This window comes from Nitratireductor sp. GCM10026969 (assembly GCF_042660605.1).
Taxonomy (GTDB): Bacteria; Pseudomonadota; Alphaproteobacteria; order Rhizobiales; family Rhizobiaceae; genus Chelativorans.
The window spans coordinates 1-19,365 of sequence record NZ_JBHSUM010000046.1; the positions used below are offsets into that span (position 1 = coordinate 1).

Here is a 19,365-nt window from a genome sequence, read left to right on the forward strand (position 1 = left end):
CACGGGCGAGGGCGCAGGTGCCGCCAAGTCGGACGACAGGCGGGCGGCAAAGCCCGTGCAGGCGAAACGCAATCGCCGCAGGCCGAGAGGCCGTGCCGTCCGCTTCGGCGCGAAGGCAGCGTAAAGATCCCGAGGGCGGCCGTTCTGCGGCCGCCCCTGCTGGCACCTGTCCCGGAGTGCCTGGCACAATTGCCTGTTCCCGCCCCCCGCGCTAGACCACCTGCCGTCCTGCGGAGGGTGCGATCCTAATCGAGCGCGGGACTGGCCTTTGCGGCGCAAAGCCGCGGGCGGTAGCGGGCAGGAGGCTGATCGATGGCAGGCATTGCCGCCCTGGCGGCGGCATACGTTCTCTCGCAGTTCTATCGCACATCTCTCGCCGTTCTCACACCGGCGCTGACGGCGGAACTCGGCGCCACCAAGGCGCAGTTGTCGGCCGCTTCGGGCGTCTGGTTCGTCGTCTTCGCGCTGATGCAGTTCGCCGTCGGCGTTTGGCTCGACCGCTACGGACCGAAGCGCACCGCCAGCCTGATGCTGGCATTGTGCGCCGGCGGCGGCTCCGTGCTTCTGGCCCTGGCCGTCGCGCCGTGGATGGTGATCGCCGCCATGGCCCTGATCGGCATGGGCTGCGCGCCCATTCTCATGGCCTCGGTCTTCATTTTCGCCAAGACCTTCTCGCCAGCTCGTCTGGCGGTGCTCACCTCCTGGCTGATGGCCGTCGGCATGATGGGCAATGTCCTCGGCACCTCGCCGCTCGCGGCTGCCGCCGAGGCGTTCGGGTGGCGCAACGTGATGCTCGGAATCGGTGCGGCGACCCTTCTGGTCGCCGCGGCGATCCGGGCTTTCGTGCGTGATCCGGCCGTCGAGCATATGAGCGTGGGTTCTGCGGGGCTCAAGGGCTATCTGGAGCTTTTGCGGCTGCGCGCCCTGTGGCCCATCTTTCCGCTGGTCGCGCTCTGTACCGCCGCTGCTGCCGGAATACGCGGGCTGTGGGCCGGGCCTTTCCTGGCCGACGTCTATGGCGCCGAGGCGCTGCTCATCGGTAACGTCACCCTGTTCATGGCATTCGCCATGGTGGCGGGCGCCTTTGTCTACGGGCCGCTCGACACGATCTTCGGGACGCGCAAGTGGATTGCTTTCGGTGGCGCTGTCATGAGCGTCGTCGGTCTTGTCTGGCTGGCCACGTTTCCGCAGGCCGGGATCACGCCAACGACGGTGGCGATGGTCGTCGTCGGGCTGGCCGGCGGCAGCTATGGCCTGCTGATCGCCCATGGCCGTGCCTTTTTTCCTGCGCATCTGACCGGGCGGGGCGTCACGCTTCTCAATTTCTTTTCCATCGGCGGCACCGGGGTCACGCAATTGCTGGCGGGCGCTGTCGTCACGGCGGCGACGGTGCCCGGCGAGCCGGCCGCTGCCTATCAAGTTCTTTTCGCTTCCTATGCGATCGCCATGACGAGTGCTGCGCTCGTTTATCTCCTCTCGCGCGATGCGCGTCCCGAACGCGCCTCGGTCCGTCTGGCGGAGCGGTAGACCGGCGGAAAATCCGTCTTTCGCTGCTTCACAGCGGGCGAACCATATGCCAGCCCCCGCCGCCACGGCGCAAAAATGCGCCTTGCCAGGCCGGGCGGCGGTTTCTAGTTTCCTCACATACAGTTGAGGAACTTCCATGCAGCCATCGGTCATCGAAACCATCGGCAACACGCCGCTCATCCGCCTTCGACGCGCTTCCGAGGAAACCGGCTGCGCGATCTACGGCAAGGCGGAATTCATGAACCCCGGCCAGTCGGTCAAGGATCGGGCGGGGCTTTTCATTATCCGTGACGCGGAGAGGAAGGGGCTCCTGCGGCCCGGCGGCGTGATCGTCGAGGGCACGGCCGGCAATACCGGCATAGGCCTGACCCTGGTCGCAAAGGCGCTCGGCTACCGCACGATCATCGTCATCCCCGAGACCCAGAGCCAGGAGAAGAAGGATGCCCTGCGCGTTCTCGGTGCGGAGCTGATCGAGGTCCCGGCGGTGCCTTACCGGAACCCCAACAATTACGTGAAGCTTTCCGGACGACTGGCCGAACAGCTTGCCCGCACCGAGCCGAACGGCGCCATCTGGGCCAACCAGTTCGACAACGTCGCCAACCGCGACGGCCACATCGCCACGACGGCCGAGGAGATCTGGCGCCAGACCGACGGCAAGGTGGACGGCTTCGTCTCCGCCGTCGGCACCGGCGGCACGCTCGCCGGGGTGGGCGAGGGGCTGAAGGCGAAGAACCCGGACATCAAGATCGCGCTCGCCGATCCGATGGGCGCGGCACTCTACAGCTACTACACCACCGGCGAACTGAAATCGGAGGGAAGCTCGATCACGGAAGGGATCGGTCAGGGACGGGTTACGGCGAACCTCGACGGCTTCCGGCCGGATTTCTCCTATCAGATCACCGACGCCGAGGCACTGCCGATCGTCTTCGCCCTGGTGCAGGAGGAAGGCCTCTGCCTCGGCGGCTCGACCGGCATCAACATCGCCGGCGCCATCCGCCTCGCCAGGGATATGGGACCCGGGCATACCATTATCACCGTGCTCGCCGATTACGGCACGCGCTATCAGTCGAAGCTCTTCAACCCGGCCTTCCTACGCGAAAAAGACCTGCCGGTGCCGGACTGGATGGAAAAGCAGCCCGATATTGCCGTCCCCTTCGAGGAAGTGCCGGCAAGCTAGCCGGATGCCGGCAGCATCGGCAGATCGTTGCAATCCGATGGCGGTGTGGCGCCCTCGAGGCGGTCGGCGATCCAGGCAGCGGCGCTCGCGCCTGCCTGTTTGACGACGCCGAGATGGTCCGCATCCTTTTGCAGAATGAAACGAAGGGGAGTGCCGGCGCGGCAGGCGGCACGGGCGTAACCGAGCGTCACAGCCGGCTGAACAACCGGGTCGGCCGTTCCCTGCGCGAGGAGAACCGGTGCGCCGGTCAGGCCCGGAGTCGGGGAATTGCGGGTAAGAAGGGACTTCCAAGACGCGACTTCCGTCAAGTCGGTCTGCAGGAAGTCGCGGTCGATACCGCGTTCCCGTTCCGCTACCACGAGCCCCTGGAGCTTGCCTTCGAGGCAGTCCTTCGCCAGCCGATCCATGGCTGAGATCGCGGCCTCGTCCATCAATCCGGAGAGCGGAGCGTCGTAGATGCGGTTCCAGGACCATATGGCATAGGCCGTCAACACCTTGCCCGCCTTCATGGAGATGTCGTCCTTGAAGAGTGCCACGAGGTCGGTTGCAGGCGCCGCCGCCGCGACGCCGGAAAGTTTCAGGTCCGGTGCATAATCCGCCGCCAGTTGCCCGGCGAAAAGGGCCGCGTGGCCGCCTTGCGAATGACCCCATACGGCAAACTCGTTCGCCGCGTTCACATCGGGCAACTGCATTGCCGCACGGACGGAATCCAGCACGGCGCGCCCTTCGCTCAGACCGACGAGGTAGGGGTGTGTGCCGGCGGTTCCGAGGCCCGGATAGTCCGTGGCGGCAATGATATAGCCGCGCTGCAGGAAACTCTCGAGTTGCGGGACCGTGGCGAAGAAGCTTGCGTCGAGGGACGGGGCGCAACGGTCGGCGACGCCCGTCGTCGGATGTGCCCAGGCGACGACCTTTCGCGGTTCTTCGGCCGGCTCGCCGGGCGCCACGATCACGCCGGAAACGGCGATCGGCTCGCCGCTCAGGCCGGTTGAGCGGTAGAGCACGCGCCAGGCGCGGGCGCCCTTCGGTGCGCCATAGAAGGGTTCGGCGCGGATGATTTCCCCGGGCGAGCCGGCCAGGTCGGTTTCGGCCTGATAAAAGGCTCCGGGGGCACGCGGCTCGATCGAACAGCCGGTCATTACGAGAGCAGCCGCAAGACAGAACCCGATCCGTAGCTTCTCGAAATGGTGCATCATGGCTCCCCCTCCTTGGGACCAATCAGAACAGCGCGCCCTGCCTCAGACATTCTGCCACAGCTTGCACGGGAATTGAAAACACCCCGCTTCCAAAGTGTGTCCGGTGGCAGTAGGGTTTCGGCGCGATCCGCATTCGCCGAAGTGCAGGGAGCCTGTTGTGGAACAATTGTCACGGACAGAAGCGCTTTTTCGGGATGAGCCCTATCTGAAGTCGGCCGAGGCGGCGGTTCTCGGCATCAACGACCGGGGCGGCATCATTCTCGACCGCACCGTCTTCTACGCCACCTCCGGCGGTCAGCCGGGCGATACCGGCGTGCTGACGCGCGCCGACGGAACGGCGGTCACGATCGCCGCGACGGTGACGGGGCACACCAAGGACGAGATCATCCATGTGCCCGCTGCCGGCGCGGCCTTGCCCGAGCCCGGCGAAAGGGTGCTGCTGGAGATCGACTGGGAGCGCCGCCACCGGCTGATGCGCATGCACACGGCCTGTCATCTTTTGAGCGCCATCTGCCCCTTCCCGATCACGGGCGCGTCTGTCGGCGAGGATGATTCGCGGATCGATTTCGATCTTCCAGAGACCGGCTTCACCAAGGAAAGCGTCACGGAGAATCTGATGGAGCTCGTGGATGCGGACCATCCGGTCTTCACGCGCTGGATCAGCGAGGCGGACCTGGCGGCCAATCCGGGGCTCGTGAAATCGAAGAATGTGCGCCCGCCTTCGGGCGCCGGTCGCATCCGCCTCGTCTGCATCGGCGAAGATGCTTCCATCGACAGCCAGCCCTGCGGCGGCACGCATGTGGCGCGTACGGGCGAGATCGGTGCGATCCATATCGGCAAGATTGAAAAGAAGGGCCGCGAAAACCGCCGCTTCCGCATCCGTTTCGGCCCGCTGCCGGCCGGCTGAGCAGCCCTCGCTGCCTTGTCGTTTGCAGCGGCTTCCTATGTTTGCCGGGGACGGCCTTCATCACCCGCCGGAGTGCAATGAACCCATGAGCGAGAAAAGCCCTTTCGTCGTCTCGGCCGACTGGCTGGAAGAACGCCTTCACGAGCCTGGATTGTCGATCGTCGACGGCTCCTGGTATCTGCCGGCGCAGGGGCGCGACGCGAAAGCGGAGTTCGAGGCGGCGCACATCCCCCGTGCCGTCTTCTTCGACCATGACCTTGTGGTCGACCCCGATTCCGATCTGCCGCACGCCTTGCCGGCCCCGCTCACCTTCGAGCGTTTCGTCAACAGCATGGGCATTTCCGATGACGACACGATCGTCGTCTATGACGGGCCGGGCTTCTTTTCCGCGCCCCGCGTGTGGTGGATGTTCCGGGTGATGGGCGCGGAGAAGGTCTATCTCCTGGATGGCGGTTTCGACCGCTGGCGAGCGGAAGGTCGGCCGGTCACCGATGCGCCGACCAAGATAGCCCCCACCACCTTTATCTCGAATTTCGATGAAAGCCGGGTGGCCTCGCTGGCCGATATGCGGCGGATCGTCGAGACGGGCAAGGCGCAGATCGCCGACGCGCGGCCGGCGGGACGGTTCACCGGAGCGGAGCCGGAACCACGGCCCGGCGTGCGCTCCGGCCATATGCCGGGCGCACGCAACGTGCCGACGACGACCCTTTCCAAAGGGGGCAGCCTGCTGCCGCTCGACCGCTTGCGGGCGCATTTGGAAAGCGCAGGCCTCGATCTCGACCGGCCGGTCGTGACCTCCTGCGGTTCCGGCGTGACGGCCGCGGCCATCACCTTTGCGCTGGAGTCGCTTGGCCATCACGACAACCGGCTCTATGACGGCTCGTGGAGCGAGTGGGGCGCGCGGAACGACACACCTGTTGCTACGGGGAGCGAATGAACGCCCAAGCCACCACGCAGGGACAACTGCATGCAACCGTGACACGCCTGCAGATGACGCAGCCGCCGCGGTCTTATCCGCCCGCGCCCGCGCGGCCGCAGCTTGCACTTCTGCGCTGTCACGCCATGCCACTGAACTTCTACCGCTATCTCTATGACCGCGTGGGCCGCAGATGGAACTGGACGGCCGCGCTCACCCTGTCCGATACAGACCTTTCGGAACGGCTTTCCAGCGCGCGGACCGACATCCGCACGCTCTATATGGACGGCTGCCCCGCCGGATTTTTCGAGTTGCGGCTCCTGTCGGCGGAGGAATGCCGGCTGGTGCATTTCGGCCTGATCGAGCACGCGATCGGCAAGGGGCTGGGGCGCTGGTTCCTGGGAACGGCCATCCGCGCGGCATGGGCGCACGATCCCCGGTTCGTGACCGTCGAGACCTGCACGCTGGACCACCCGGCGGCGCTGGGGCTGTACCAGAAGATGGGCTTCGCGCCGATTTGGCGGCGCGAGGAGACCGTACCGGAGATGACGCCCGAGAAGCGCGCGGAGGTGCTGCTGCGCTGAGGCATCTTCCAGCACGTGGAACCACCTAGCAAAATAGGTACAGCAGTGTTGCGGGCGATCCGGAATCGGGTGGTTTTGCCCCGTACATGCTTCTAGCCTTCTCCGAGGCAACAGGGAGAAGAAGCATGGCCCTCATCCGATTCGTTGCGGTGTCCACGGAAGAGGCGCGGGCCTTCCAGGCTGGCGAACCCGACGCCTATGGCGATCCGCCGGAGCGCCGGATCTCGAACGGCGACGGCGTGCCCTGCCGCCATTGCCTGCGCAACGTTTCGGCGGGAAAGCCCTATCTGGTTCTCGCCTACCGGCCGTTTCCACGCTTGCAGCCCTATGCGGAAACCGGGCCGATTTTCCTTTGTGCCGAGGAATGCCTGCGGGCGGAGGAGGGGGACGTGATGCCGGAGATCTTCCGCGCTTCGACGGAATTCCTCATGCGCGGCTATGGCAAGGACGACCGGATTGTCTACGGCACCGGTGGCGTGGTGCCGACGCAGCATGTCTGCACGCGTGCGCACGAACTCCTTCAGTGGCCGGATGCCGCCTATCTGCATCTGCGCTCGGCGCGCTACAACTGTTACCAGTGCCGCCTCGAGCGCGCCTGAAAGAAAGCCCGCCTCAGGCGGCCAGGGCGGCTCTCGGCTCGGACATCTCATAGCCCAGTGCCTCGGCCACGGCGCGGTTGGTGATGCGGCCGCGGTGGACGTTGAGGCCGTTGCGCAGGTTCGGGTCGTCGGCAAGTGCCTTCAGGCCCTTGTCGGCGAGCTGCAGGCCGTGGTGGAGCGTGGCGTTGTTTAGCGCATGGGTGGAGGTGACCGGCACTGCGCCCGGCATGTTGGCCACGCAATAGTGGATGATGCCGTCCACCGCGAAGGTCGGCTCGGAATGAGTGGTGGGGTGCGAGGTCTCGAAGCAGCCGCCCTGGTCGATCGCCACGTCGACGAGCACGGCCCCGGCCCTCATACCCGATAGCATCTCCCGGGTGACGAGCTTCGGTGCCGCAGCACCCGGAATGAGCACCGCACCGACGATCACGTCCGCAGAGAAGCATTCCTCCTCCACCGCCTCGACCGTAGAATAGCGTGTGTGCACGCGGCCGTTGAAGATGTCGTCGAGCTGGCGCAGGCGCGGGATCGAGCGATCGATGATGGTGACGTCCGCGCCGAGACCGATCGCCATCTTGGCGGCATTGAGACCGACCACGCCGCCGCCGATGATCGCCACCTTGCCCGGAAGGACGCCCGGCACGCCGCCGAGCAGAACGCCGCGTCCGCCATTGGCCTTCTGCAAGCCGGTCGCGCCGGCCTGGATCGCAAGCCGTCCGGCGACCTCCGACATGGGGGCGAGAAGCGGCAGCCCGCCGCGCTCGTCCGTCACCGTCTCGTAGGCCACCGCCGTCACGCCCGATGCCACCAGCCCCTTTGTCTGGTCCGGATCGGGGGCGAGGTGCAGGTAGGTGTAGAGGATCTGGTCCTCGCGCAGTTGCACCCACTCGGAGGCTTGCGGTTCCTTGACCTTGACGATCATGTCCGAGCGCGCGAAGACCTCTTCGGCCGACTTGGCGATCGCCGCGCCGGCGGCGCGATAGGCATTGTCGTCGGCGCCGATGCCGGCACCGGCCCCGCTTTCCACCAGCACGTCATGGCCGTGGGCGACATATTCGCGCACGGCCCCCGGCGTCAGACCGACGCGGTATTCGTGGTTCTTGATCTCCTTCGGGCAACCAACACGCATCGCCTCGATCTCCCTGCGAGGAAAATTGGTATTCTGTTAGAAAACCACAGACAGGCTCGCATGTCCTTGCGAATGCATTTGCGTTCCGCGTGAAATTTCGATATTCCTTGCGCTAAATCGACAGGATATGATGGAAAGAGCGAAAATGATCCGACAAACGGAGTTTTCCTGCTGCAGAGGCATCTGAAAAAATGCCGCTGGACAGGATCGATGTTGCGATACTCAGCCTTCTTCAGAAGGACGGGCGCATCTCCAACGCAGCGCTGGCCGAAAGGGTCGGCCTGTCGCAGTCGGCCTGCTCGCGCCGGCTCGACAATCTGGAGAAGGCCGGCATCATCAAGGGCTATCACGCGCGGCTGTCGAATGCCGCGCTCGGCCACAAGATGACGGTGATCGTGCATATCTCGCTGTCCGGGCAATTCGAAAAGACGCTGTCCGAGTTCGAGGCGGCGGTGAAGCGCTGCCCGAACGTGCTTTCCTGTCATCTGATGTCGGGCGAGTACGACTACATCCTGCGGATCGCCGCGCGCGATCTGGAAGACTACGAGCGCATCCATAAGGAATGGCTCACGGGCATGCCGCACGTCATCAAGATCAACTCTTCCTTTGCACTGCGCGAGGTAATCGACCGCACGGCGATCGGCATCAAGCCGGAAATGGCCTGACGCGCCCGGTCCGTCGCTTCGTCTGCAAGAAGCATGCAGGACCGGCGCGGCAGTGTGTATGTTGACTTTTTATCTCGCAGCGTGAGGTTGCCGACGAATTCCGGGAGACAGAACATGATTCGTCATATCGTCTTCTTCAGCGCCAGGAAGCGCGAGGACGTGGAGCGCATCGCGGAGGAACTCGGCATGCTGGGCCGGATTCCCCACAGCGATTTTTTCGAGGTCGGCATCAACCGCAAGGTCGATCAGATCGGCGGAGAGGTGGACGTGGTCGTCTATGGCGAGTTCCGCGACGAGGAGGCGCTCGCCGCCTACAAGGCCCACCCGATCTACGCCGAGTGCATTGCCCGCGTGCGCCCGCTGCGCGAGATGCGGATGGCTGCCGATTTCGTCTCCAAGGCGGGCGGGTGATCCGCTATGGCCCGGTGTGGAAGTCGAGCACGACCTCCGGGTTGACCTCCCCGTCGTAGGAGGCGTCCACGGCATATTTGACGAGGGTGAAGACGCCGGAGCGGAACAGCCAGATCGCGGAAGAGGAGGCGTCGCCGGTCCCGCGCCATTTGGCATCGGAGACGAGTTCGAACGTATCCGGATCGAAGCGCGAGTTCACCAGAAGGTCGTCGGCGGTATAGCCGATCACGCGCAAGTCTTCCACGCGCCCCGCCGGATCGTCGTTCTCGTAGCGGATGTCCAGCTCCGGGGTGGCGAATCGCAGGGGCAGCAGTTCGCCGCCCTCATTGGCAAGAAAATAGACGTGGATCTCGTTGTAGGCGCCGCGCTCGCACAGGAAGCGGAAGAGCCGCGCCTCCCGCTGCGGGGCATCCGCGGGGTCGTCCATGCGGTTGAAACGGATGACATGGCTTTCCGGCGCTTCCTCTCCCGCGGCTTCAAGGTTGCAGGTGTCGGCGTAGAGGCTGGTAAACAGCGCTTTCGCCTCCTCGAGCCTGGCATCCCGCGCTTCGACGGGAGTGCCGTCGCCGCAACTTTCCGGCAGCGCTTCCTCCAGCGGAGCCTCGGCCGGTTCCAGCGCGCCCTCTTCAATGAAAAGCGGTTGATACGGCGTCGTCTGCACGCTGGGCTGGATCAGGCGAAGCTGATAGCAGCCGGCGAAGATTTCTTCCCCGCCATCATCATGGCGGGCGCGGATGGCGACGGGCAGCGCGTAGTAGATGCTGCCCGCCGCGCCCTCTTCCGAGGCGGTGCCGGTGACGAGATCCACGCCGGCGGTATCGGCATAGCCTTCGGCGAAAGCGTCCAGCGTCTCGGCCGGAGGTGGGTCGAAATAGGCATAGGCGCGGGCGTATTCCTGCCGGTTGATCGCATTGTAGAGCGAGCGGACCAGCGACTGAGGCGTCGAGCGGTCGTCGAGATAGGCCGGCTCGGCCGCGAAAAGAGGCTGCGCCGGCCAGAACGAGGCCATCGCCGCAAGAAGAATGTGTCGCTTCATCGGAATGCTCCGCGGATCGTGCGCCAGATGCGCGCGAGGATAGCACGCAAGGTGGGCATTTGAAGGCGGTGCGGCCCGTGCCGGAAGAAGAGGCCTCGATTCGCTTAAATTTTTCGCCGCGCCGGAAGACTTTTCTTAACGCCGCCGGTTTTAGCCTGCGATCGGATCTTCTCAGGGACGGACGGGGCCACATGGGACGGCGCGCTCCGCGCGATTTCGCAAGCGTTCTCGACGAGCTTCTGGCCGAACATGGCCGGGAGAGCGTTGCCGCACATGACGTCCATCTCGATTATCTGAGCGTGGTGGAGGAACTTCACTCCGGCCGCATCAGCATCACCGAGGACGGCGTCGAGGCGGCCTATTGCCATTTCGCGGCGGGGCGGGATGCCGCGCACATTCCGGAACCTTCGGTCGATCCCGAAGATATCGCCCGGGAGCTCGGCCTCGGCGACAGGACGAAGCCGCGCGAACTCGACCGGCTGCGCCGCGACTTCGCCTTCCGCAACCACCCCGACCGCGTGCCGGAGCATCTGCGGGCGCGCGCGATCATCCGCATGCAGGTCGCCAACACGCTGATCGACGAGGCCAAGCGTCGCCGCTTCAGGCGCCGCAAGGCATGAGCCGCGCACGCCCGAGCCAGCGCGACAAGAGAAGCACCGAGACGACCGCGAGTCCCGTGAAGAGGCCGAGCCACACGCCGACGCCTTCATAGCCGAGGGGGAAGGCGAGGGCCACGCCGAGCGGCAGGCCGACACCCCAGTATCCGACCGCCCCGTAGATCATCGGCACCGTGGTGTCGTGCAGGCCGCGCAGCATGCCGCTGGCGACAGCCTGCGCGCCGTCGACGATCTGGAAAAGCGCGGCGAGCGCCAGAAACGTGACGGCCATCGTGATCACCGGCTGGTTCTCCGGGGCATCGAGATCCAGGAAGCCGGCAATGAGCAGGCGCGGCGCGGTGACCATCACCAGGGCCATAACCGCCATGAAGCCGACGCCCAGCGCGAAGGCGGTCCAGCCCGCCCGGGTGACGGCATCGGCTTTGCGGGCACCGAAGGCGCGGCCCACCCGCACTGTCACGGCCTGCCCGAGCCCCATCGGCACCATGAAGCTGATCGAGGCGATCTGGATGGCGATGGCGTGCGCGGCAAGCGACACCGTATCGATCAGGCCCATCAGGAAAGCCGCGGCGTTGAAGATCGATACCTCGAACGTCAGGATCGCCGCGATCGGCAGGCCGAGCCTCAGGAGCGCGACAAAGCGCGGCCAGTCCGGCCGCCAGAAGCGTCCGAACAGGCGATAGCGCCGGAACTGCCTGTCCAGGGAGACCACCGCGACGAGGCCGAGAAACAAAAACAGGCTCGACAGTGTGGTGGCGAGGCCGGAACCGATGATCCCCAGCGCCGGGAAGCCGAGATTGCCGAACATCAGGCACCAGTTGGCCAGAACGTTGAAGCCGACGCAGAAAAAGGCGACCACCAGCGCCCAGCCGGGCCGCTCCAGGGCGGAGATGAACGAACGCAGCACGATATAGCCGAAGAAGGGCAGCACCGCCCATTGCAGCGTGCGCATGTAGTCGGCCGCCATGGCGCTAAGCGCGGGATCCTGCCCCATCAGGAGCAGTATGGCTTCGCTGTGCCACAGGATAAGCCACATGGGCACCACCACGGCAACCGACAGCCAGAGCCCCTGGCGCGTCGTGCGCCGCACCTCGCGCAGCGAGCGCACCTTGCCGCCGAGCGCGCTCGCCATCATGGGCGAGGTGGCCAGCATCAGCCCGAGGCCGAAGATGAGCGGCAGGAAGTAGAGATTGTGGCCGAGCGTGCCGGCCGCCAGCGCCTGCGGCGACAGCCGGCCCATCATCATCACGTCGGTCACGTTCATGGCCGTCTGGGCGAGATTGGTCAGAATCATCGGCCACGCGAGCGCCAGCGTGGCGCGCGCCTCGGAAAGCCAGGAATGAACCGGCGGCGCTCCCGCGCCTGAAACCAGCGCTGTCATGACTCGGACTTTCGTGAACGGCCTACGCCGCGGATCGGTACCGCGGGCGGTGGGCGGCGCTAGGAAGCAATGCCATCCGAGGCTGGTCATAGCGAATGAAGGCCGGCAGACAAGTCAATTTGTTTTGCCGCCGTGTTCAGCTTCGTTGATGGATGCCGGCTGGCAGGGCGGCGGTCCGGCGTTGCGCCACCGCGAAGGATGCCTATACTGCCGCGTTCCCGAGCGGCCCTGTGCGCCGCGCACCAGCCATCTTCGGAGTACGACTGCCATGGAAAAGCGCCGCCTTGGTCGCACGGATCTCTATGTCTCCAAGGTCTGCCTCGGCACCATGACATGGGGGCAGCAGAACACGGAGGAAGAGGGCCATGCCCAGATGGACCTCGCCTTCGAGCGTGGAGTGAACTTCATCGACACGGCCGAGCTCTATCCCATCCCGCCGCGGGCCGAAACGCAGGGACGGACGGAAGAGATCGTCGGGACCTGGATGAAGGCGCGCGGCAACCGCGACCGCGTGATCCTCGCCACCAAGGTGGTGGGGCGCACCGAAAACGACTGGTTCCGCGGCGGTCGGCCTTCGCGGCTGGTGCGCGCCGACATCATGGATGCGGTGGACAAGTCGCTCGCGAAACTCCAGACCGATTATATCGATCTCTACCAGATCCACTGGCCGGACCGGGCCATTGCCTGGGGTTCGAACCCGACGCGAGTGACGAATCCCCTCGAGCCGTTCGAAGACGAGACGCCCATCGCCGAAACCCTGGCTGTCTTCCAGGAGCTGGTGAAGGCGGGGAAGATCCGCCATCTCGGGCTTTCCAACGAAAGCGCCTGGGGCGCCATGCGCTTCATCCGCGAATCCGAGAAGGGCGTGGGACCGCGGCCCGTTTCCGTGCAGAACGCCTATAACCTCGTCAACCGCACGTTCGAGGTGAACCTGGCGGAGGTGGCGTTTCGCGAACAGGTGGGGCTCCTGGCCTATTCGCCGCTCGCACAAGGCTATCTGACCGGGAAATACGACCACGGCGCGCTGCCGGCGGGCTCGCGCAAGCAGCTCTTCGATCGTCTGCAGCGCTACGAGAAACCCGGCGCGGCGGAGGCGATCCTCGCCTATAACGAACTTGCCCGCTCCTTCGGGCTGACCCCCGCCGTCTTCGCCAACGCCTTCGTCTGTGCGCGGCCTTTCCTGACCGCGAACATCATCGGCGCCACGACGCTTGCGCAGCTCAACGAGGCGCTGGACGCGGCGGATGTGGAATGGACCGAGGAGATGCAGGTCGCGGTCGACGCCCTGCACCAGAAGCACGGCAACCCCTGTCCCTGACCGCCGTTGAAACGCCCGGCGCCCTGAAGGTAAAGCCGTTTTCCGGGCTTCGATGGGCCAGCCAACGACTTCGGCTCGTTGGCTTTTTTTTCGTCACGAGTGCTATTGGAGGCGATGCACCCGGCGGGTGCATCTTTAATTTTTATCCATTTAAGATTGAAACATCCAACGAGCTATGTTTATCTAAGGTTGTGCTAGCGAAGCGAGGGTTACAGCGGGTCGCTGGCGCTTTATTGGGACAAATAATTGGTAGAAAAAATGATTGGTACGCTGGCGATCGTCGGTGCGGGAGCGACCGGCGTTGGTGCCTTTATGGCAGCTGTTCAACAAAGGATTGCAGAAAGGATATACATCATAGACCCCCAATCTGTCGGGGGCACGGTATTTAGAACAACGGATGATGAAATCATATGTAATACGGCGGTAGATGTAACTTCGATCGATCCTGAAAATGAGTATGATTTTCTTGATTATCTGAGATGTACAGGGCATGCCGCATCGGAGTCGGCGTATATGCCGCGTCGGGTCTTCGGGGATTATGTTAAAAGCAGATATTATTCCGCCGTTGAGAAGGCAAAGCAGGCAGGTATAGACGTAAAATATATAAACGGAAAATGCGAGAAAATAGAGTTTATTTCTAAAAGAAATTACAATTTAATACTCTCTGATTGGTCTGAGCGGCAGGAGCTTCGCGTAACGGATGTGCTTCTCTGCACTGGGCACGGTCCGTCCAAGATCCCTCGCATCTTCGAGCCGCACTCCAGGCATCCGACCTTCTTCAGAAGTCCTTATCCGGAAACCGAGATGCTGGCAAAGATGCCGACGGCTTCCGACGTGCTGATTGTCGGCAGCAAGCTGACGGCAGTAGATGCGGCCCTGCTGTTATGCAGGGAGGGGCATCGCGTGACGATGATGTCTCCGTCTGGGGAACTGCCGTCGGTGCGCTCGGGCGTTCCCTCCGGCAGCAAGTTTCCATTGTCCGAGAGCACCTTGAAGGAACTGATGTCCTTATGGAATGAGGAAGATAAGTTATTGAATTATGAAACGATTAAGTTCAGATATCTTCTTTATATATCAAGAATATTAAAAACAATTGATAAAACTCCACTTAGGAAGCAAATTTCATTTAAAAATGAAATATCTGAAAAGCTAAAAGAGGAAATCATAATTGCGGAAAATGGGAGTTCAATATGGCAAAATTTCCTATTCAGTTTTTTGAACGCCGCAAATTCAATACGGATGAATAGTCAGGATTTTAAGATCGATATTGAGCCGAACACCAATCACGAACTGGCAAGATATATCACATCAACTGTTCTGCCAAACGCTAAGAAGATCTTTGGTTTCATTGAGAAGAAGACCCTCTCGGTGGAAAAGGGGCATGTTTCGGATGTCCGACTATCGCATAAGCGTGACAAGGCCTGGAACGTGATCTGGGAGGGGGGTGAGGGACGGTTTGACGCGGTCGTGTGCGCCAGCGGTTTTCATAATCATCGCTATTATTTTGACGATACCGGAGCGCTCGTACTCACCGGCGAGTGTCCTTCATCTCAGGCAAGCACGGTCGATATTGCGAGCGACCTGTCGATCCGGCATCCAAAGACAAAAGAAGAGGAAAATATATGGATTACTGGGTCCGCCACAAATGGTCGTGTCTATGTCTCAGGTGCCGTGGCATTGGCGATACCGCAGGTATGTATGGCGGTAAATGCATTGTCAAACAGGTTGAATTTACGAGATTTAGAGATATGTATTTAGGAGGATAGTATGTAGTCAATAGTAAAATATATTTGTCTATTGGAATTTTCTATTATTATTATCGTTGGGAGATATGTCGTGAACATCCACAAAGCAGATGTACCGGTTTCGGAAAGCGAAGCAGCTTCTTTGTTCCTGCTGGAGCAGGTGATGGAGTACACCTACCCGGCCGCGCTCCGCGCCGCTGCGGTTCTCGGCGTTGCCGATCATCTCGCCGATGGACCGAAGAAGGCCGACGAACTCGCCAAAGCTACCGGAGTGGACAGTCTCAGGCTGTATCGCTTGCTGCGCGTGCTTGCCACCCGCGGCATCTTCCGCGAGGAGGAGGATAGGCGGTTTGCATTGACCCCGCCGGCGGAGTTCCTGCGGTCGGACGTGGACCTGTCGCTGCGTCAGGCGGTGCTGATGCTCACCGACGAGACACTCTGGCGTCCGATCGGAAATCTTGCCGGGATCGCCAAGGCTGCCGACAAGAACCCGGTCTTCCGGGAAATCTTCGGCATGCCCTTCTTCGACTACTGGGCCAGCCAGGGTGCGTCGGCTAAGGATTTCCACGCCGGTATGATGTCCATGTCGGAGGTGGAGAACCAGTTTCTCGTGCGCAGCTATGATTTTCCCGAGGGCGCGACGGTGGTCGATATCGCCGGCGGATTGGGCGGTCTGTTGCTGCGTGTGCTGCGCGAGAATCCGTCGGTGCACGGCAAGTTGTTCGACCGGCCGCACGTTCTGGAGCGGAACCGCCTTGGCGAACTGGGGGCCGACGACCGTTGGGAACTGGTGGCGGGAGACTTCTTCAAAGCGTGTCCTTCGGGAGATGTCTATACGCTCAAATACATCATGCACGACTGGAGTGATGAGGACGCGACCCGCATCCTGAGCAACTGCCGGGCGGCGATGAATCCCGGCGGCCGTGTGCTCATAATGGACCCCGTCCTTCCGGCCGGCAACACGCCCCATCCCGGCAAGCACATGGATATCATTACCATGGGCGTCTATGACGGCGGCCGCGAGCGCACGGAGGAGGAGCTTGGCCGGCTTCTGGCCGGAGCCGGCTTGCGGCTGAACCGGATCATCAACACCGGTTGCTACGTCTCGGTTGTCGAAGGCGTCGCCGCCTGAGCCCGGCAACCGCTACACCGCTAACGTTCACGAGGTGCGCTGCTGCCGCGTTCGGTCCCGGCGCACCTCGTCTCAGGAGCGGCAGCGGGCATTCCGGTGGCCCGCTGCATCTGAGACCTCGTCCTTTGCGGGGTAACGCAGGGCCTCAGCCGTCCTCCCGCCGCGGCCGCGCCTTTCCGGCGCGGCCGAAGGTGTAGCCGGTCTCCACCGAGCCGCGCCCGTATTTCTCGCGCAGGCTGTCGATGGCGCCCTCGGCGAGGGCCCGCTTGTGGGACAGGCGGTCGACCAGATCCGGGGGATCGGCCCTTGCGGCGTCGGTCAGGTCACTGACGCCGATGCCGATCAGGCGGAAGCGCGTGCCGTCGGCCTCGCGTTTCAGCATGTCGAGACCGGTATGGAAGATGCGGTCGGCAAGCAGCGTGGGATCGCCCAACTGGCGGTTGCGCGTGCGGATGCGGAAATCGGCCGTCTTCAGCTTCAGGACCACGGTCCGCCCGGCGATTCCCGCCTTTTTCAGCCGGGAGGAGACGCGCTCGCTCAAGCCCCTGAGCACCGGCACCAGATCCTCGAAGACGGCGATGTCGCGATCGAAGGTGGTCTCCGACGAGACGCTCTTGGCCTCGCCGCGCGGCTGCACCGTGCGCGCGTCCTGGCCGCGCGAAAGGCTGTAGAGCCGCTCGCCCATCGTGCCGTAGCGGCGCATGAGGTCGGCCCGCTCCATGCGCTGCAACTGGCCGATGGTGCGGATGCCGTCGCGGGCGAGCGTGGCTTCGAAGGACCGGCCGACGCCCCAGATCGTGGTGACCGGCCGCTCCGCAAGGAACGGAAGAGCTTCCGCCCGGCCGACGACCGAAAAGCCGCGCGGCTTGTTGAGATCGGAGGCGACCTTGGCCAGGAACTTGCAGTAGGACAGGCCCACCGAGACGGTGATGCCGATCTCCTTCTCCACCTGGCGCGCGAAGCGGGCGAGCACGAGGGCGGGTGAGGCCCCGTGCAGCCGTTCCGTGCCGGAGAGGTCGAGGAACGCTTCGTCGATCGACAGCGGCTCGACGAGCGGGGTGAGGGCCTGCATCATCTCGCGGATCTGCCGCCCCACGCCGGCATACTTCTCCATGTCGGGCTTGATGACGACGGCATCGGGGCAGGCCTCCAGAGCCTTGAACATGGGCATGGCCGAGCGCACCCCGTGAATGCGCGCGATATAGCAGGCGGTGGAGACCACGCCGCGCTTGCCGCCGCCGATGATCACCGGCCGGTCGCGCAGGCTCGGATCGTCGCGCTTTTCCACCGCGGCATAGAAGGCGTCGCAATCGATATGGGCGAGGGAGAGCGCGTCGAGCTCGTCATGCAGGAGCACGCGCGGACTGCCGCAGGACCGGCAGCGGCGCTCCGTCTCTCCGGTGCGGGAGAGGCAGTCGCGGCAAATGCCTTGCGCTGGGGCCTTGACTGGCATGGTGGCTCATGAGAACATAATAGGAACATTATGATACTGCATGGCATCCACCGTCACAAGCCGGGAGAGGGAACATGGCGGTTTCGGTCGTTCCGCTGACGACGGAGCTTTGGCCGGCATTCGAGGATTTGTTCGGCAAGCAGGGCGCCTGCTACGGCTGCTGGTGTACCCATTTCCGGCTGCCGCCGGCCGTGCGGCGCGACAACAACCGGCAGCGCAACAAGGACCATATGCGCGCGCGGGTGGAGGCCGGCCCGCCGCCCGGGCTTCTCCTGTTCGATGCGGGACGAGCTAACGGCTGGATGCAGATCGGGCCGCGAGGCGACGTGCCGGAGTGGAACAATCGCGGCCGCGCCTCCGCGCCCCTGGAGGATGCACCGGCCGAGGACGAGGGCGTGTGGGCGATCTCCTGTTTCTTTGTCCGCGCAGGTGCGCGCGGACGCGGGCACACCCACGCGCTGGTCGGCGGGGGCATTGCGTTTGCACGCGCGGCGGGAGCGCGGGTGCTGGAAGCCTGCCCGATGACACAATCGAAGGATTCGCGCTCCATCGGCCTTTTCGTCGGCTCCCGCCGGGTCTTTGAAAAGGCGGGCTTCGTCGTGGTCGCGGAAAGGAAGGTCGGGCGCCCCTTGATGCGGCTGGTGCTGTGAATGCGAAACGCGCTGTCCGGACGCTGGCCGGCTTTAAGGCTGGATGTCCCAATCTTCCTTGCCGAAGGGCAGGTGCTGGCGCGCCGCCGCCACGTGCTCGGGTGCGATGCCGCTCTGCTCGCTGAAGCTCAGGAGGGTCGGTTCATGCGCGAGAACGAATTGCAGGACGCCGCCCAGAAAGCCGGGCTCGCGCGCCGCCTGCCGGATCTGTCCCGCCTCGATCCCCGTGAGTGCCAGAAAGCGCGGCAGAAGCTCCGGATCGGCGGCGATGAAGGAGAGCGCCTGAATGGCGATTGCCTCGGCCTGTTCCTGCTGCATGATCGGCATTCTCCGGTATGTCGTGCTTCGGACCGGATAGGCGCAACGCCGCCTTGGCGCAAGCGGCCAAGGTCCAGGATGCGCGGACATGCTCAATTCGACGCTGTAATTTTCCGTTTCGTAAAGCAAATTGTGCCATAAGGTGATTGGGAGCACGGGGGAGTGCGCCTATACCCGCCTTGGGGAGGGCAGCGTTTCAGCGGTACGGGGAGCCGATGGCAAAGAAGGTCATGATCGTCGAGGACAACGAGCTCAACATGAAGCTCTTCCGCGACCTCATCGAGGCCAGCGGTTATGAGACGGTTCGCACCCGCAACGGGCTGAAGGCGCTGGATCTGGCACGCGATCACCGTCCCGACCTGATCCTCATGGATATCCAGCTTCCCGAGGTGTCGGGCCTCGAAGTCACCAAGTGGCTGAAAGAGGACGACGAGTTGCATTCGATCCCGGTGATCGCTGTAACCGCCTTCGCCATGAAGGGGGATGAGGAGCGTATTCGTCAGGGCGGCTGCGAGGCCTATATCTCCAAGCCGATTTCCGTACCGAACTTCATCGAAACCATCAAAAGCTATCTCGGAGACAGTTGATGGCGGGGCCGAGGGCA

At 63.6% G+C, this 19,365-nt stretch carries 20 protein-coding genes; 14 read left to right on the forward strand and 6 right to left on the reverse strand.

Annotated elements, in window-relative coordinates; all coding sequences use genetic code 11:
* Positions 1-312: 312 nt before the first annotated feature.
* Together ACFP9U_RS11725 and ACFP9U_RS11730 are read left to right on the forward strand one after the other, a co-directional pair.
* Positions 313-1,527, forward strand: a complete 1,215-nt coding sequence (locus tag ACFP9U_RS11725) for an MFS transporter (protein ID WP_378621571.1) — start codon at positions 313-315, stop codon at positions 1,525-1,527.
* A 136-nt stretch (positions 1,528-1,663) separates the two neighbouring features.
* Positions 1,664-2,704 (forward strand): cysteine synthase A, encoded by a 1,041-nt coding sequence (locus ACFP9U_RS11730; RefSeq protein ID WP_378621572.1) that lies wholly within the window; start codon positions 1,664-1,666, stop codon positions 2,702-2,704.
* Here ACFP9U_RS11730 and ACFP9U_RS11735 read toward each other — a convergent pair.
* Entirely contained in the window at positions 2,701-3,900 is a 1,200-nt protein-coding gene (locus ACFP9U_RS11735) for a lipase family protein (protein WP_378621574.1), read from the reverse strand. The genes ACFP9U_RS11730 and ACFP9U_RS11735 overlap by 4 nt on opposite strands.
* A 166-nt stretch (positions 3,901-4,066) precedes the next feature.
* On the opposite strand from ACFP9U_RS11735, the gene ACFP9U_RS11740 reads away from it, so the two are divergent.
* From ACFP9U_RS11740 to ACFP9U_RS11755, 4 genes are all read left to right on the forward strand, one after another.
* Positions 4,067-4,807 (forward strand): alanyl-tRNA editing protein, encoded by a 741-nt coding sequence (locus ACFP9U_RS11740; protein ID WP_378621576.1) that lies wholly within the window; start codon positions 4,067-4,069, stop codon positions 4,805-4,807.
* 85 nt (positions 4,808-4,892) lie between these two features.
* Positions 4,893-5,744, forward strand: a complete 852-nt coding sequence (gene sseA / locus ACFP9U_RS11745; RefSeq protein ID WP_378621578.1) for a 3-mercaptopyruvate sulfurtransferase — start codon at positions 4,893-4,895, stop codon at positions 5,742-5,744.
* Complete coding sequence (locus ACFP9U_RS11750; RefSeq protein WP_378621579.1) at positions 5,741-6,307, forward strand: GNAT family N-acetyltransferase; 567 nt, start codon at positions 5,741-5,743, stop codon at positions 6,305-6,307. Before sseA ends, ACFP9U_RS11750 begins: the two co-directional genes overlap by 4 nt.
* Before the next feature lie 125 nt (positions 6,308-6,432).
* The gene (locus tag ACFP9U_RS11755; protein WP_378621580.1) at positions 6,433-6,906 is read left to right on the forward strand and encodes a DUF1203 domain-containing protein; all 474 of its coding nucleotides are present in this window, start codon (positions 6,433-6,435) and stop codon (positions 6,904-6,906) included.
* 13 nt (positions 6,907-6,919) lie between these two features.
* Here ACFP9U_RS11755 and ald read toward each other — a convergent pair whose 3' ends face one another.
* Entirely contained in the window at positions 6,920-8,035 is a 1,116-nt protein-coding gene (gene ald / locus ACFP9U_RS11760; RefSeq protein ID WP_378621581.1) for an alanine dehydrogenase, read from the reverse strand.
* 191 nt (positions 8,036-8,226) lie between these two features.
* Here ald and ACFP9U_RS11765 point away from each other — a divergent pair, with 191 nt between their 5' ends.
* Complete coding sequence (locus tag ACFP9U_RS11765; protein WP_322450154.1) at positions 8,227-8,700, forward strand: Lrp/AsnC family transcriptional regulator; 474 nt, start codon at positions 8,227-8,229, stop codon at positions 8,698-8,700.
* A 114-nt stretch (positions 8,701-8,814) separates the two neighbouring features.
* Entirely contained in the window at positions 8,815-9,111 is a 297-nt protein-coding gene (locus ACFP9U_RS11770; protein ID WP_378621583.1) for a Dabb family protein, read from the forward strand.
* 4 nt (positions 9,112-9,115) lie between these two features.
* Here the strand turns inward: ACFP9U_RS11770 and ACFP9U_RS11775 are convergent, their stop codons facing one another.
* Positions 9,116-10,147, reverse strand: coding sequence for a DUF1176 domain-containing protein (locus ACFP9U_RS11775; RefSeq protein WP_378621585.1), 1,032 nt, complete (start codon positions 10,145-10,147; stop codon positions 9,116-9,118).
* 191 nt (positions 10,148-10,338) lie between these two features.
* Between ACFP9U_RS11775 and ACFP9U_RS11780 the strand changes: the two genes are divergently transcribed.
* On the forward strand, positions 10,339-10,767 hold the full coding sequence (locus ACFP9U_RS11780) for a hypothetical protein (RefSeq protein WP_378621587.1): 429 nt from the start codon (positions 10,339-10,341) through the stop codon (positions 10,765-10,767).
* Here ACFP9U_RS11780 and ACFP9U_RS11785 read toward each other — a convergent pair.
* The gene (locus ACFP9U_RS11785; protein ID WP_378621589.1) at positions 10,748-12,145 is read right to left on the reverse strand and encodes an MATE family efflux transporter; all 1,398 of its coding nucleotides are present in this window, start codon (positions 12,143-12,145) and stop codon (positions 10,748-10,750) included. The genes ACFP9U_RS11780 and ACFP9U_RS11785 overlap by 20 nt on opposite strands.
* 268 nt (positions 12,146-12,413) lie before the next feature.
* Between ACFP9U_RS11785 and ACFP9U_RS11790 the strand changes: the two genes are divergently transcribed.
* The 3 genes from ACFP9U_RS11790 to ACFP9U_RS11800 all read left to right on the forward strand — a co-directional run bounded on the left by ACFP9U_RS11790 (position 12,414) and on the right by ACFP9U_RS11800 (position 16,340).
* Positions 12,414-13,463 (forward strand): aldo/keto reductase, encoded by a 1,050-nt coding sequence (locus ACFP9U_RS11790; protein ID WP_378621591.1) that lies wholly within the window; start codon positions 12,414-12,416, stop codon positions 13,461-13,463.
* Positions 13,464-13,721: 258 nt separating this feature from the next.
* A complete protein-coding gene (locus tag ACFP9U_RS11795) occupies positions 13,722-15,221 on the forward strand; it encodes an FAD/NAD(P)-binding protein (RefSeq protein ID WP_378621593.1) in 1,500 nt (499 codons plus the stop codon).
* Positions 15,222-15,299: 78 nt separating this feature from the next.
* Positions 15,300-16,340: a methyltransferase gene (locus tag ACFP9U_RS11800; protein WP_378621595.1), complete on the forward strand. Its 1,041-nt coding sequence runs from the start codon at positions 15,300-15,302 to the stop codon at positions 16,338-16,340.
* 145 nt (positions 16,341-16,485) lie between these two features.
* On the opposite strand, the gene ACFP9U_RS11805 is transcribed toward ACFP9U_RS11800, so the two are convergent.
* Entirely contained in the window at positions 16,486-17,793 is a 1,308-nt protein-coding gene (locus tag ACFP9U_RS11805) for a DNA polymerase IV (RefSeq protein ID WP_378621597.1), read from the reverse strand.
* 74 nt (positions 17,794-17,867) lie between these two features.
* Between ACFP9U_RS11805 and ACFP9U_RS11810 the strand changes: the two genes are divergently transcribed.
* Positions 17,868-18,443, forward strand: coding sequence for a GNAT family N-acetyltransferase (locus tag ACFP9U_RS11810; RefSeq protein WP_378621599.1), 576 nt, complete (start codon positions 17,868-17,870; stop codon positions 18,441-18,443).
* 33 nt (positions 18,444-18,476) lie between these two features.
* Here the strand turns inward: ACFP9U_RS11810 and ACFP9U_RS11815 are convergent, their stop codons facing one another.
* Positions 18,477-18,761, reverse strand: a complete 285-nt coding sequence (locus tag ACFP9U_RS11815) for a DUF3572 domain-containing protein (RefSeq protein WP_322450168.1) — start codon at positions 18,759-18,761, stop codon at positions 18,477-18,479.
* Between the two features lie 215 nt (positions 18,762-18,976).
* On the opposite strand from ACFP9U_RS11815, the gene ACFP9U_RS11820 reads away from it, so the two are divergent.
* Positions 18,977-19,348: a response regulator gene (locus ACFP9U_RS11820; RefSeq protein WP_322450170.1), complete on the forward strand. Its 372-nt coding sequence runs from the start codon at positions 18,977-18,979 to the stop codon at positions 19,346-19,348.
* Positions 19,349-19,365: the final 17 nt, after the last annotated feature.

Excerpts from the sequence above, each read along its gene's own strand:
- ACFP9U_RS11725 (WP_378621571.1), top strand. The coding sequence starts at position 313 with ATGGCAGGCATTGCCGCCCTGGCGGCGGCATACGTTCTCTCGCAGTTC.
- ACFP9U_RS11735 (WP_378621574.1), bottom strand. The coding sequence starts at position 3,900 with ATGATGCACCATTTCGAGAAGCTACGGATCGGGTTCTGTCTTGCGGCT.
- ACFP9U_RS11815 (WP_322450168.1), bottom strand. The coding sequence starts at position 18,761 with ATGCAGCAGGAACAGGCCGAGGCAATCGCCATTCAGGCGCTCTCCTTC.
- ACFP9U_RS11780 (WP_378621587.1), top strand. The coding sequence starts at position 10,339 with ATGGGACGGCGCGCTCCGCGCGATTTCGCAAGCGTTCTCGACGAGCTT.
- ald (WP_378621581.1), bottom strand. The coding sequence starts at position 8,035 with ATGCGTGTTGGTTGCCCGAAGGAGATCAAGAACCACGAATACCGCGTC.
- sseA (WP_378621578.1), top strand. The coding sequence starts at position 4,893 with ATGAGCGAGAAAAGCCCTTTCGTCGTCTCGGCCGACTGGCTGGAAGAA.
- ACFP9U_RS11790 (WP_378621591.1), top strand. The coding sequence starts at position 12,414 with ATGGAAAAGCGCCGCCTTGGTCGCACGGATCTCTATGTCTCCAAGGTC.
- ACFP9U_RS11770 (WP_378621583.1), top strand. The coding sequence starts at position 8,815 with ATGATTCGTCATATCGTCTTCTTCAGCGCCAGGAAGCGCGAGGACGTG.
- ACFP9U_RS11805 (WP_378621597.1), bottom strand. The coding sequence starts at position 17,793 with ATGCCAGTCAAGGCCCCAGCGCAAGGCATTTGCCGCGACTGCCTCTCC.
- ACFP9U_RS11765 (WP_322450154.1), top strand. The coding sequence starts at position 8,227 with ATGCCGCTGGACAGGATCGATGTTGCGATACTCAGCCTTCTTCAGAAG.
- ACFP9U_RS11795 (WP_378621593.1), top strand. The coding sequence starts at position 13,722 with ATGATTGGTACGCTGGCGATCGTCGGTGCGGGAGCGACCGGCGTTGGT.
- ACFP9U_RS11755 (WP_378621580.1), top strand. The coding sequence starts at position 6,433 with ATGGCCCTCATCCGATTCGTTGCGGTGTCCACGGAAGAGGCGCGGGCC.
- ACFP9U_RS11820 (WP_322450170.1), top strand. The coding sequence starts at position 18,977 with ATGGCAAAGAAGGTCATGATCGTCGAGGACAACGAGCTCAACATGAAG.
- ACFP9U_RS11785 (WP_378621589.1), bottom strand. The coding sequence starts at position 12,145 with ATGACAGCGCTGGTTTCAGGCGCGGGAGCGCCGCCGGTTCATTCCTGG.
- ACFP9U_RS11750 (WP_378621579.1), top strand. The coding sequence starts at position 5,741 with ATGAACGCCCAAGCCACCACGCAGGGACAACTGCATGCAACCGTGACA.
- ACFP9U_RS11775 (WP_378621585.1), bottom strand. The coding sequence starts at position 10,147 with ATGAAGCGACACATTCTTCTTGCGGCGATGGCCTCGTTCTGGCCGGCG.
- ACFP9U_RS11810 (WP_378621599.1), top strand. The coding sequence starts at position 17,868 with ATGGCGGTTTCGGTCGTTCCGCTGACGACGGAGCTTTGGCCGGCATTC.
- ACFP9U_RS11730 (WP_378621572.1), top strand. The coding sequence starts at position 1,664 with ATGCAGCCATCGGTCATCGAAACCATCGGCAACACGCCGCTCATCCGC.